Source organism: Micromonospora lutea, assembly GCF_016863535.1.
GTDB classification, from domain to species: Bacteria; Actinomycetota; Actinomycetes; order Mycobacteriales; family Micromonosporaceae; genus Micromonospora; species Micromonospora lutea.
This window is the reverse complement of the sequence record NZ_BOPB01000033.1, coordinates 34,855-47,721: the sequence shown is the minus strand read 5'-3', so window position 1 is coordinate 47,721 and position 12,867 is coordinate 34,855. Positions and strand designations below refer to the sequence as shown.

The window sequence follows — 12,867 nt, the reverse complement described above, 5'->3', positions numbered from 1 at the left end:
TATCGGGTACAAGGAGGAACCGCAATGACTGTCAGTGGTGCCGCTGCCAAGAACACGCGCGACCCGGGCAGGAAACAGCGAGTCGCCATCGTCGGTGGCGGTACGGCCGGCTGGATGACCGCGTCGTACCTGGCGGCAGCCTTCGGTGACCGGATCGACGTGACCGTCGTCGAGTCGGCCACCGTCGGCACGATCGGGGTCGGTGAGGCTACCTTCAGCGACATCCGGCACTTCTTCGAGTTCTTGCGACTGAAAGAATCCGACTGGATGCCGGCCTGTAACGCCACCTACAAGCTGGCCGTCCGGTTCGAGAACTGGCGCGAGCCGGGCCACCACTTCTACCACCCGTTCGAGCAGATGGCGTCGGTCGACGGGTTCCCCCTCAGCGACTGGTGGCTGCGCTACCCGACGACGTCGCGGTTCGACAAGGACTGCTTCGTCATGGCGTCGCTCTGCGACGCCGAGCGCTCACCCCGGTACCTGAACGGGAGCCTGGTCGACCAGGGATTCGTCGAGCAGTCCACCGACGACACCTCAGCCCGGTCGACCATGGCGGAGTATCAGGGCGCGCAGATCCCCTACGCGTACCACTTCGAGGCGCACCTGCTGGCGAAGTTTCTCACCAAGTACTCCACCCAGCGGGGCGTCAAGCACGTCGTCGACAACGTCGTCGACGTGGCCCTCGACGAGCACGGGTTCATCTCGCACGTGCGGACCGCCGAGCACGGCGACATCGCCGCCGACCTGTTCGTCGACTGCACCGGCTTCCGGGCGCTGCTGCTGAACAAGGCGCTCGGCGAGCCGTTCGTGTCCTACCAGGAGAACCTGCCCAACGACAGCGCGGTCGCCCTCCAGGTGCCGCTGGACATGGACCGCAAGCCGCTTCGGCCGTGCACCACCGCGACCGCGCAGGACGCCGGCTGGATCTGGACGATCCCACTGATCAGCCGCATCGGCACCGGCTACGTCTACGCCAGCGACTACGCCACCCCGGAAGAGGCCGAGCGGACGCTGCGCGAGTTCGTCGGCCCGGAGGCGGCCGACGTGCCCGCGAACCACATCCGGATGCGTATCGGTCGCAGCCGGCGGTCGTGGGTGAAGAACTGCGTCGGGGTCGGCCTGGCCAGCGGCTTCGTGGAGCCGCTGGAGTCGACCGGCATCTTCTTCATCCACCACGCCATCGAACAGATGGTCAAGTACTTTCCGGCCGGGCGTGGCGACGACCTGCTTCGTGAGCAGTACAACCGCTCCGTCGCACACGTCATGGACGGCGTCCGCGAGTTCCTCTGCCTGCACTACCGGGGTGCGAAGCGGGTCGACAACCAGTACTGGAAGGACACCAAGACCCGGGTGATCCCCGACTCGCTCGAGGAGCGCCTCGAGATCTGGCAGCACAAGGTGCCGGACACCGAGTCGATCTACCCGTACTACCACGGCCTGCCGCCCTACTCGTACAACTGCATCCTGCTGGGCACGGGCGGAATCGAGCTCCGGCACTCACCCGCGGTCGAGTTGGCCGACGAGCGCGCGGCCCTGGCGGAGTTCGAGCGTATCCGGGTCAAGGCCGAGAAGCTGGTGCAGGAACTGCCCACCCAGAACGAGTACTTCGCCGCCATGCGCGCCAACCTTTGACCGTGTTCGTACGCTCCGTCTCCCGCACGTGCGGGAGACGGAGCAGCGATCAGCAGCGACCGTTTCGGTACCGGAGCGAATTGACGTGTATCTGACGTACGACCAACGTTCCCTGGATGTTCAGTACTCGCCGAGTTCGTGCGTCGCGGACATCAACGTCTTTCTACGCGAGTACGCCGAACGTAGCGCAATGGCGCGCGACCGGCTGGATGTGTATTCCGGCATACGCTACGGATCACGCCCCGAGCAATTGCTCGACTATTTCCCGGCAGCCGACGCGGGTGGCCCGTTGCTGGTGTTCATTCACGGTGGTTACTGGCAGGAGTTGAGCCGACTCGAATCGTCCTTCATGGCGTTGGATCTGGTGCCGCGCGGGATCTCCGTCGCGGCGTTGGGTTACGGCCTGGCGCCCGCGTACCGACTACCGGAGATCGTCGGCATGGTCGCCGACGGAGTTCGGTGGATCTGTCGCAACGCCGGGCAGCTCCCGGCGCGCCCCGGATCGATCTACCTGAGCGGTTGTTCCGCGGGCGCGCACCTGGCCGTCATGTCGCTGCTCGACCCGGCCGGTTGGCAGCGGCACGGGGACCGTCCCGATCGGGCGGTGGCGGGCGCGGTCCTGCTCAGCGGCGTCTACGATCTGGAGCCGGTCCGCCGGACGTACGTCAACCAGGCGCTCGGGCTGGACCCGGAGACGGCGCGTGACTACAGCCCGATGCGCCGGCTGCCGTCGCTGCTGCCACCGCTGGTCGTCGCGCGGGGTGAGAACGAAACCGACGAGTTCGGCAGGCAACAGGCGGAGTTCGTCGATGCCGTGCGGGCCGGCGGCGGCCGGGTGACGGACCTCGTCGTGCCGTCCCGGAACCACTTCGATCTGGCTTTCGATCTCGGCCTTCCGGGAACAATGTTGGGTGATTCCCTTACCGAACTGCTCGGGGTCGACCGGTAGCCCGACCACCGATGTGTAATTCTCATGACATCGTCCACAATATTCACAGCCACCCATCGGGCGACAATGGATTGCTCGGTGCTGCGGGCTGCTGTTAGGGTCGGGGCCAGGTGTCGGCGCTGATGTCGCCAAATGCCTGACATCAATCTCGCGTCCCGCCAGTCGACGTATTTCGAACCAAACAATCCCGCAGCGGAGTCGATAGCGCGCAAGGGAGCTTGAGAATGTTATCGGAGAACACCGACTGCGGCGCCGGGACGGATCGGGACGCCCTGCGCGCTGCCGTGTCCGAACTGCTCGGCATGGAGTTGACCACAGCGGACGATGACAGCAACCTGTTCGAACTCGGCCTGCAGTCGCTGCATCTGATGCGCCTGACCAGCCGGCTCAACAACGCAGGCGCCGAGGTCACGTTCACCGAGTTGGCCACCGACCCCCGGCTGTCGGCGTGGGCCGGGCTGGTCGGCGTCCCGGTGGCTGCGCCCGAACCGACGGCACCCGAGCGGCCGGTCCCCGACGACGAACGGCGCGACCCGGACGGGGCCTTCCCGCTGACCCCGGTGCAGCAGGCGTATCTGTTCGGTCGTTCGGGCAACCACGCGCTCGGCGGCGTCGGCTGCCACAACTATCTTGAGTTCGAGTCGACCGGCGTGGACGCCCAGCGACTCGAACGGGCTGTCCGGGCGTTGCTGGCACGCCATCCGATGCTGCGGGCGCGCTTCGACGAGGACGCGACCCAGCAGGTTCTGCCGGAGTCCCCGTGGCCCGGGCTGACCGTGCACGATCTGCGTGACCGCCCCGCCGACGAGGCCGCTGCGGCGGCGCTGGAGCTGCGTGACCGGCTCTCGCACCGCATCCTGGAGGTCGGCCGCGGCGAGGTGGTCGACGTGCTGCTCACCCGGCTGCCCGGCGGGGTGGACCGGCTGCACTTCAACATCGACCTGCTGGCCGTGGACCTGGCCAGCTTCCGGGTGATGCTCTCCGACCTGGTCGTCCTGTACGACGACCCGGAGGCCCTCGGCGAGGTCGCTTACTCCTTCGGCCGCTACCTCACCGAACAGGCCGACACCCGGGCCGCAGAGCGGGACCGGGCCCGCCCGTACTGGCAGCGGCGGCTGCCGACGCTGCCCGGCGGTCCGAAACTGCCGCTCGCGGTCGACCCGGAAGCGGTCACCGTGCAACGCTTCGCCCGTCGCTTCTTCGACCTCACCGTGCCGGAGTGGCGGGAGCTGGAGCGTCGGGCCGGCGAGGCGGGACTGACGCCGGCAGCGGTGCTGGCCACCGCCTACGCGACGGTCCTGAGCCGCTGGAGCGGAGACGAGCACTTCCTGCTCAGCCTCCCGCTGTTCGACCGTGACCTCGACGTGCATCCCGAGATGCCCCGGCTGGTGGGCGACTTCTCCGGTCTGGTGCTGCTCGAGGTCGACCTCTCCGGCGACAGCTTCGCCGACCACGCACGCACGCTGCAGAAGCAGATGCACGAGGACATCGGGCACGCCGCCTACACCGGCGTTGACGTGCTGCGCGAGTTCACCCGCGCTGACCCGGAATCACCCCGTACGGCCCCCGTGGTGTTCTCCGTGGACCTGTCCGCTCCGCTGATCCCGGAGGAGTTCGCCGCGCAGTTCGGTGAGCCGACGTGGATGATCTCCCAGACCCCGCAGATCTGGCTCGACCACCAGATCTACCGCACCAGCGACGGCACCGTACGCCTGGTGTGGGACGCCGTCGAGGCGCTCTTTCCCGACGGCATGCTGGACGCGATGCTGGCCGCGTACGAGTCGCTGGTCCGCAGCCTGATGGCCGGTGCGTGGACGAGCTCGGTGCCGGAGATCGACCTGCCCGTGGCAACCCGACGGACGAGGGCAGTGGTCAATTCGACGACCCGGTCGATGACCGACAACCTGCTGCACACGCGGTTCTTCGCCCAGGCTGGCGAGCGGGCCGGGCAGGCCGCGCTGCTGTGGGGCGAGCAGGAGGCGCTGCACCACGACGAGTTGGCCGCACGTGCCCTGCGCGTCGCCGGGGCGTTGGCCGGGCGCGGTGTGGGCCGTGGATCGTACGTGGCGGTGCTGGCGCCCAAGGGCGTACCGCAGATCGTGGCGGTGCTCGGCGTACTCGCCGCCGGCGCCGCGTACGTCCCGGTCGGTGTGGACCAGCCCGCCGAGCGACGCGCCCGCATCCTCGAACTCAGCGGTGTCCAGGTCGTCCTCGACGGCAGCGGGCTGGTGGACCCGACCGGGTTGAGCGCCGAGGTTCTCACCATCGACGCCGCCGAGCAGGCCGAGCCGCTGGCCGCGCCGGTCCCCGTCGATCCCGACGACGCCGCGTACGTGATCTTCACGTCGGGCTCCACCGGCCTGCCCAAGGGTGTCGAACTCACCCATCGTGCGGCGGTCAACACCGTCGAGGACATCAACGAGCGGTTCGAGGTCGGTCCCACGGACCGCGTCCTGGCGGTGTCCGCGCTGGACTTCGACCTTTCGGTGTGGGACATCTTCGGTCTGCTCGCGGTGGGTGGCGCCGCGGTGCTGGTACCCGAGTCCGGCCGGCGCGACGCCGCCGAGTGGCTGACGCTGTGCCGCCGGCACGGGGTGACCATCTGGAACACGGTTCCCGCCCTGCTGGACATGCTGCTCACCGCGGCGGACGACGCCGCTCTTCCCGCCACGATGCGCCTCGCCCTGCTCTCCGGCGACTGGATCGGGCTCGACCTGCCCGGCAGGCTGGCCGGTGCGACCGACGGACGCTGCCGGTTCATCTCGCTCGGCGGCGCTACCGAGGCGGCGATCTGGTCGAACTCCTTCGAGGTCGTCGAGGTGCCCGCCGACTGGCGGTCGATCCCGTACGGCACGCCGCTGCGGAACCAGAAGTTCCGCGTAGTGGACAGCCGCGGCCGGGACTGCCCCGACTGGGTGCCGGGCGAGTTGTGGATCGGCGGCGCCGGGGTGGCGCTGGGCTACCGGGGCGACACCGAGTTGAGCGCGCTCCGCTTCCCGGTGGTGGACGGCGAGCGCTGGTACCGCACCGGCGACCTGGGTCGTTACTGGCCCGACGGCAACCTGGAGTTCCTGGGGCGCCTCGATCAGCAGGTGAAGATCAACGGCTTCCGGGTCGAACTGGGCGAGATCGAATCCTGCCTGACCGCGTACCCCGAGGTGGCCCAGGCCGTCGCCGTCGTCGTCACCGACGGTCGACGCGAGGTGGTCGCCGCCGTGGTCGAGCGTTCGTCGACGTCGGACGCTGATCTCCCGGTCGTCGAGCGCACCGCCGGCCGGCCGGGCGAGGAATTCCTGCCGCCGCTGACCAGCGCGGCGAACGAGGACGACCCGCTCCTGCTCGAACACCAACTGGTCGAGGTGCTGTTGACCGAGGTCGTCGCGCCGCTGATCGAACCCGGAAGCACACCGTTCACCGTCAGCGCCGGGCAACGGCCGGTCCTGGACGTCTGGTTCGACTATCTGGCGCACCGCGACGTGGTGTCCCGTGCGTCCGACGGATACGCGCCCGGACCGAGGTGGGCCGAGGTCACGGACGCCACGTGGGTCAAGCGGGTTCGGGAGAGCACTCTCGACACTCGCCTGGCGCCGGTCTCGGCCACCCTGGAATGGGCCGCGCCGCTCTACACGGCCATCCTGTCCGGTGACGCCGACGCCACCGCGTTGCTGGACGATCCGGTGCTGGCACCGGAGGCGCTCAACGACCTGATGCCCGCCACCGCCGAGTGTCTTGCCGCCATCGCGCACGACCTGCAGGAACATGGCGGCGCATCACCCCGGACGGTGGCCGAGTGGCAGACCGACAGCGGCCGAGGTGCCACCCGGCTGTTGGCGGCACTGCCCGGGGCAGCGGTCGAGTACACGCTGCTCGGGGCCGCGCGGCCGACGTTGGCCAAGGCCGAGACGCTGCTGCGTGAGCACGGGCACCGCGTCCGGGTAGCGGTGCAAAGCCCCGACGCCATCGCCGCACCGCACACCCACGCCTTCGACGCCGTTGTGGCGAACAACGTCCTGCACCGGATGCCCGACCCGGAGACGGCGGCGGCCACCATGGGACTGCTGCTCGCCCCCGGCGGCCGGCTGTACCTGCTCGAACGCGCCCACCCGACACCACTGGCGCTGGTGAGCGCGCTGCCGCTGGAAGCACGTGCGGGTCGGCTCGACGCGGACGGTCGGGTCGGCTGGCTCCATGGCCCCGACCGCTGGACGCAGGCGTTGCTCGCGGCGGGGCTGACCGACGTGCGGCTGCTGCGTACCGAGGCCACCGGCGAGATCCTGCTGACCGCCGACCGCCCCGCGACGGCGGGCGGGGTCGACCCGGACCGGGTGCGCCGGTGGGCCGAGGACCGGTTGCCCGAGCACATGGTGCCGGCCCAGATCGCCGTGCTGCCCGCGCTGCCGCTCAGCGCCAACGGCAAGGTCGACCGGCGACGTATCCAGGCGGTCCTCGAACAGGCGGTCGATCGACCACGCGACGTCGGTGCCCCACCGCGCGGTGGCACCGAGGTCTTCGTCGCCGAGCGCTGGGCGAAGCTGCTCGGCCTGGACGGGGTGGGTCGCGACGAGAACTTCTTCCGGCTCGGCGGCGACAGCCTGCTCGCCACCCGGTTCGTCGCCGAGGTACGTGGGGTGTGGGGGGTCGACCTGCCCATGCGCGACGTCATGCGCGCGGCGACGGTCGCCGGACTGAGCGTGCTCATCGACGAACTGCGGGACGCGACCGGCGGGACGCGGCCCGCCGGCTGGGACACTGCCGAGGACTTCGAAGAGGGTGCGGTGTGAACGCCAGCGACCTGCTCGACGAGTTCGCCAGCGCCGGTATCCAGGTCTGGCGGGAGGGCCAGCAGCTACGGTTCCGGGCTCCCCGCGGCAGCATGACCGACGAACTCCTCGCCCGGCTGCGCGGCAGCAAGGCCGAACTGCTGGCCACCATGTCCGACACCAGCGGCACCGCCGATCAGGGGTTCGCCCCGGTGTGGCGGGACCACCCGGAGGCGCGGGACGAGGCCTTTCCGCTGACCGACATCCAGTCGGCCTACCTGTTCGGACGCAACCCGGCCTTCGCCTACGGCGCGGTCTCCTGTCACCTCTACCAGGAGTTCGAGTACCCGGCGGACCTCGATCCGGATCGGATGCGGCAGGCGTGGGACGGTCTGGTACGCCGACACGACGCCCTGCGAACCGTCATCCAGGAGGACGGCTCCCAACGCGTGTTGCCCGCGCCACCGCGTACCGGTATCACGGTGGCCGACCTGCGCGGGGCACCCGGCGACGCCGTGGGGGAAACGATCGCCAGGGCGCGCGACGAGTTGTCCCACCGGGTGCATCCCACCGGTGAGCGGCCGATGTACGAGCTGCGCCTCACCCTGGCCGCCGACCGTAGCGTGCTGCACGTTTCCGTCGACTTCATGGCGTTGGACTGGCTCAGCCTGCAACGGGTGCTCGTCGAACTCGACAGCCGTTACCGGCAACCGGACTGCGTCCTGCCCCCGGTGGAGGCGACCTTCCGGGACTACGTGCTGGCCGAGCGCCGGTTGCGGGACACCGACCGGTACGGCCGGGACCGGTCGTACTGGTTGGAGCGGATCGACCAGCTGCCCGGTGCCCCGGCCCTCCCGCTGCGCGACGACCAGGATCCGGTCTCCGCATCAGCGCGGTTCCGCCGCCTGGCCGCCACGGTGGACGACCAGGTGTGGCGGTCGCTGAAGGCCCGTGCCGCCGAGCACGGCGTCACCCCCGCCAACGCCGTGCTGGCCGCGTACACGGAGACGATCGGTCGCTGGAGCGGCAACGACCGGTTCTGTGTGGGGCTGCCGGTGCTCAACCGGATGCCGCTGCATCCGCACGTTGACAACCTGCTCGGCGATTTCACCTCGCTGAGCGTGCTCGCCGTGGAGCGTTCGGAGCGGACGAGCTTCGCCGACCGGGCTCGCGCCCTCGGTGAGCGGGTGTTCGACGACCTCGACCACCGGCTGTTCAGCGGTGTGGAGGTGCTACGCGAACTTGCCCGGCGTCGCGGACGCGACGCCGCGGCGGTGCTGCCGGTGGTGTTCACCGGCGCCATCGGCGTCGGCGGCGGCGAGCCGTCGGTGGCCGGCCGCAAACCGAGGCCGGTGTACGGGATCAGCCAGACGCCGCAGGTGTGGATCGACTGTCAGGTGGGCGACCAGTTCGGCGGTCTGGACATGAACTGGGACATCCGTGAGGGGGTCTTTCCCGACCGCCTCGTGGACGAGATGTTCGACGCGTTCGTGCAGCTGTTGCACCGGTTGGCCGTGGCGGACGCGGCGTGGGCGGCGGTCGACCCGCAGCCGCTGCCGCAGGCGCAGCGAGAACGCCGGGTCGCCGCGAATGCGACCGACGCGCCGGTGCCGGACTGCCTGTTGCACGAACCGTTGGTCGCCTACGCCCGCGAGAACCCGGACCGGACGGCCGTCGTCGACGCCGCCGGGTCGATGACGTACGGGGACTGGCTGGCCCGCGCCGCCGGGGTCGCCGAGCGACTGCGCGCCGAGGGGTGCCGGCCGGGCGACCTCGTCGGCGTCCTGATCGACAAGTCGCGAGAGCAGGTCGTGGGGGTGCTCGGGGTGCTCCTCGCCGGCGGCGGGTACGTGCCCGTCGACCTCGGCCAGCCGGCCGTTCGCCGGGACCGCATCCTGATCGACAGCGGTGCCCGGTTCGCGGTGGTCGCCGGCACGTCGGCCGGTACGCTGCCCGCCGAGGTCGCCGTCGTCGACGTGACGGAGGCGCGGCCGGTGCCGTTGGCGGAGATCCCCGACAACCCCGGCCCGGAGCAGACCGCACTCGCCTACGTCATGCACACCTCGGGTTCCACCGGAACGCCCAAGGGCGTGATGATCAGCCACCGGGCCGCCGCCAACACCGTGCACGACATCAACGAGCGCTTCGCCGTGACCGGTTCCGACCGGGTGCTCGGCCTCGCCGCGTTGAGCTTCGACCTGTCCGTCTACGACCTGTTCGGGCCGCCGGCCCGGGGTGCGGCACTGGTGTTGCCCGACCCGGCGCGTCGAGGTGACCCCTCGCACTGGGCGGCGATGGTTGCCGCCCACGGCGTCACGCTGTGGAACTCGGTTCCCGCGCAGTTGCAGATGCTGATGCACTACCTGGACGTGGAGCCGGCCGACCTGTCCAGCCTGCGACTGGCGCTGCTGTCCGGAGACTGGATCCCGCTGTCGCTGCCCGGTCATGCCGCCCGCCATGTGCCCGACGCCGAACTGGTCAGCCTCGGTGGGGCGACGGAGGCGGCGATCTGGTCGAACTACCACCGCATCCGGACACTCGAATCGCACTGGCGCAGCATCCCGTACGGACTGCCGCTGGCGAACCAACGGTTTCACGTGCTCGACTCCGCGCTGCGCGACCGGCCCGACCTGGTCCCCGGTGAACTGTTCATCGCGGGCGTCGGGCTGGCCGACGGATATCTCAACGACCCGGTACGCACCGCCGAGCGGTTCATCCGTCACCCGGAAACGGGGGAGCGGCTGTACCGCACGGGTGACCTGGGTCGATATCTCCCCGACGGCGAGATCGAGTTTCTCGGCCGGGCCGACCAGCAGGTCAAGATCCGTGGCCACCGGATCGAGCTCGGCGAGATCGAGGCGACGATCGGCGAGCATCCCGCCGTCAGCAGCTGTGTGGTCCTGGCGGCGGGCGACGACACGCTCGAACGCGCACTGGTCGCCTTCGTGGTGCCGCAGCGGCCACCCGGCGCCGTCGATTCCGCCGAGGTCGTCGCGTGGGTGGCCGACCGGCTGCCCGCGTACATGGTTCCCGCGCGGGTACGCGTCGTCGAGGCGTTGCCGCTGACCGCGAACGGAAAGGTCGACCGCAAACGGCTGCTGGAGTCGGCGCCCGCCCCGACCGCCGTGCCCGACGGGCGGACCGAACCGCCACGGCCGGGTGTCGAGCAGCGCATCGCCCACCTGTGGAACGAGGTGCTCGGTGGCCGGCCGCCCAGCCGGGAGCTGGGATTCTTCGACGCGGGCGGCAACTCGCTGCTGGCCGCACGGTTCGTCGGGCAACTGCGCGAACAACTGCCCGAAGCCGCTCGCTTTCCGTTCGACGTACTGCTGCGGGCCCTGCTCGACGAGCCGACCGTCGCGGGGCTGGCGGGACGGTTGGCATCGGACCCGACGCCGGCTCCGGTGGCGGCCGAAACGGCTCAGCGGTCACCGCTGGTCCCGCTCGGTGGTCCCGCCCAGGGGCCGGTGCGGCTGCTCGTGCACGACGGCACGGGTACCCTCACCGCGCTGCGGGCCCTGACCGTCGGGCTCGCTGCGGACGGGCCGGTCTTCGGGCTCACCGTGCCCGAGGGCAGCGTGACCGGTGCGGACGACCCGGCCACCCTGATCGATGGGCTGGCCCTGCGCTACGCGGGCGAGATCCGGGACGCCGGGTTCGACGACGTCGAGCTGATCGGCTACGGCCTCGGTGCCTCGGTCGCCCTGGAGTTGGCCCGGGCCCTGAGCGAGGCCGGTACGACGGCACGGCTGACGGTCGTGTCCGGACAACGTGTCCCGTACCGGGTGGACGACGAACTCCTGCTGGACCATGCCTTCGTCCGAGCTGCCGGCATCGACCCGGCGACGCTCGGATGGCCCACCGACGAGGCAGCCGTGGACCACGCGATCACGACCGTGCTGGCCGACTCGCCGGGGGTGGTGTCGGCGGGCGCGCTCGGGCGACTGACCGGTGACGAGCGGCTGACCGGGGTCGCCGAACCGTTCCGCGCCCTCGGGCAGCGCGCCGGCGTCGACCGGCACGCGCAGGTGCATCAGGCGGTCGCCGACGGAGAGCCGGCGTGGGACGGGCCCACGCGGGTCGCCGCCGCGCACGCCGTCTTCGTACGGACCCTCCAGGCGGTGGCCCGGCATGAACCCGAGCCGTACGCCGGCGACATCACCCTCGTTCGGCCCACGTCGGACCGGGGCCTGCTGCCCGGGTCCGTCGCCGAGGCGGCCCGCTTCTGGCCGGAGGTCTGTCTCGGTGAGCTGACGGTCATCGACGTCCCCGGTGACCACTTCAGCTGTCTGCAACCGCCCCACGTGGCGACAATGATCGCGGCGATGACGGCGGCGAACCGATGAGCGGCCCAGAGTCCAGACCGATGCGGGTCGTCGTGTGCGGCACGCGGTTCGGTCAGGTCTACCTGTCGGCCATCGCCCGCGCTCCGGAACGGTTCGAGCTCGCCGGCATCGTGGCCCGGGGCGGCACCCGGTCGGTGACCCTGGCGAAGGAGTACGGCGTTCCGCTGTACTCCTCGGTCGCCCACCTGCCGCACGACATCGACGCTGCCTGCGTCGTGGTGTCGACCGCGGTCGGCGGCGGGGTGGGCGTCGAGTTGGCCAAGGCGCTGCTCGGCCGGGGCATCCACGTGTTGCAGGAACATCCGGTGCACCCGGCGGAGCTGGCGGACTGCCTGCGGACGGCGCGCCGGGCCGGAGCCCAGTACGTGGTCAACACCTTCTATCCGCACGTGGAGCCGGTGCGGCAGTTCATCTCGGCCGCCCGCACGCTGGTCCGGTTGCGCAAACCGGTCTTTGTCGACGCGGTGTGCGCGGTGCAGGTCTGCTTCGACCTGCTGGACATCCTCGCCGAGGTCTTCGACGGGCTGCGGCCGTGGTCGTTGTCGGCCGTCGGCAACCGGACCGGCCGGCCGCTGGCCAGCGTGGACGGGCAGATCGCCGGCGTACCGCTGACGCTGCGGGTGGAGAACCGGATGCAGGCGGGCGACGACAGTACGAGTCTGCTGTTGCACCGGATCACCGTTGGCACCGACGCGGGCAACGTGATGCTGGCCAACACCCACGGCCCGGTGCTCTGGAGTCCGGTGTTGCGTACGCCGACGGATCCGGCGGGCGTCTTCCTCGCGGGTGCGGCGGCCGCCGACACCCGGTGGTCGGACGTGCTCGGGCCCACCGCGGACTATGTGGGCTCACCGGTGACACCCACCTGGTCGGGCGTGGTGCACGAGCTGTGGGCAGACGGTGTGCTGACCGCCCTCGACGACCTGCGTGAACGAGTGGAGGCGGGCGTCGATCCGTTGCGCGGCGGCCAGCGCCACCTGGCCGTCGCCACCGCCTGGAAGGAGTTGACCGAGGCCCTTGGTTATCCCGAGGTCGCCGCTCCCGATCCGGGAGAACCGCTCAGGGTCGCCGACCTTCGCGCCGAGCGACAACCTGTTCCTCCACGGCCTGCCGGTTCACGGTAGATCGGCGGTGGGGTTCGGGGTAGAGTAATTCTCGAACATGTTTGAAAATAGGGACG

At 70.4% G+C, this 12,867-nt stretch carries 5 protein-coding genes; all 5 read left to right on the top strand.

Annotated features, from left to right (window positions below; translation table 11 throughout):
- Positions 1–24: 24 nt before the first annotated feature.
- The 5 genes from Vlu01_RS25245 (at position 25) to Vlu01_RS25225 (ending at position 12,811) form a co-directional block, all read left to right on the top strand.
- Complete coding sequence (locus Vlu01_RS25245) at positions 25–1,632, top strand: tryptophan halogenase family protein (protein ID WP_204004093.1); 1,608 nt, start codon at positions 25–27, stop codon at positions 1,630–1,632.
- Between the two features lie 85 nt (positions 1,633–1,717).
- A complete protein-coding gene (locus Vlu01_RS25240; protein ID WP_204004091.1) occupies positions 1,718–2,581 on the top strand; it encodes an alpha/beta hydrolase in 864 nt (287 codons plus the stop codon).
- Between the two features lie 224 nt (positions 2,582–2,805).
- Positions 2,806–7,362 carry a non-ribosomal peptide synthetase gene (locus tag Vlu01_RS25235; protein ID WP_204004088.1) on the top strand — a complete coding sequence of 1,519 codons (4,557 nt, stop codon included), beginning with the start codon at positions 2,806–2,808 and terminating at the stop codon, positions 7,360–7,362.
- A complete protein-coding gene (locus tag Vlu01_RS25230) occupies positions 7,359–11,687 on the top strand; it encodes a non-ribosomal peptide synthetase (protein WP_204004085.1) in 4,329 nt (1,442 codons plus the stop codon). Before Vlu01_RS25235 ends, Vlu01_RS25230 begins: the two co-directional genes overlap by 4 nt.
- Before the next feature lie 20 nt (positions 11,688–11,707).
- Entirely contained in the window at positions 11,708–12,811 is a 1,104-nt protein-coding gene (locus Vlu01_RS25225) for a Gfo/Idh/MocA family oxidoreductase (protein WP_204004083.1), read from the top strand.
- Positions 12,812–12,867 lie beyond the last annotated feature (56 nt).

Bases quoted from the DNA above. Each gene is read 5' to 3' on its own strand.
- Vlu01_RS25245 (WP_204004093.1), top strand. From the start codon at position 25: ATGACTGTCAGTGGTGCCGCTGCCAAGAACACGCGCGACCCGGGCAGG.
- Vlu01_RS25225 (WP_204004083.1), top strand. From the start codon at position 11,708: ATGCGGGTCGTCGTGTGCGGCACGCGGTTCGGTCAGGTCTACCTGTCG.
- Vlu01_RS25235 (WP_204004088.1), top strand. From the start codon at position 2,806: ATGTTATCGGAGAACACCGACTGCGGCGCCGGGACGGATCGGGACGCC.